1 protein-coding gene and 1 pseudogene are annotated in these 454 nt (G+C 64.3%); both read right to left on the bottom strand.

Annotation, left to right across the window (positions count from 1 at the left end; translation table 11 throughout):
* Window positions 1-224, bottom strand: a pseudogene (locus tag J5M67_RS28495) (HAD family phosphatase); the annotation flags it as partial.
* Window positions 221-454 (bottom strand): isochorismatase family protein (locus J5M67_RS28490; RefSeq protein ID WP_207888685.1); only part of this gene is annotated, 234 nt, incomplete at its 5' end. The pseudogene J5M67_RS28495 and the gene J5M67_RS28490, both read right to left, overlap by 4 nt.

The raw sequence follows: 454 nt of genomic DNA, 5'->3' as shown, positions 1-454 counted from the left end.
GCGCGGATCAGCGCCTCATGCTCGGGAAACAGCGCGATACGCTCGGCGGTCCCCTCCTCGATCGTCTGGCCGCCGTCCTGCCTCACCACCCAGTCCATTCCGCATACGTGCGTGAGAAACCAGCGCCGCTCGGCTTCATCGGGAATCAGTTTCCGGTACAGATACTCGGGGCTCCAGTCGATCAGCACGCCGCCGAAATCGAATACGACTGCCTTGACGGTCATGCGAACTCCGCGGCGATCACCTCGTCGAGCGGCCGCGGCGCAACGCCGTTGCCCGAGAACGAACAGTGGCTCCAGATGAAATTGTGATGCGCGACGATTTGCGCCGCGCTCAGGTGAGCGCGATCGTTCGTCGTGTGCAGATCGGAGACGACCGTCGTTCGATAGCCGAGGAGCGCCGCGCGGCGCGCCGCCGAATCGACGCAGAATTCCGACGCGTAGCCGCAGATCAC

Origin of the sequence: Pseudomonas sp. 30_B (assembly GCF_017491605.1) — a bacterium.
Taxonomy (GTDB): domain Bacteria; phylum Pseudomonadota; class Gammaproteobacteria; order Pseudomonadales; family Pseudomonadaceae; genus Pseudomonas.
The sequence above is the reverse complement of the archived record's forward strand: the minus strand, read 5'-3'. Positions and strand labels throughout refer to the sequence as shown.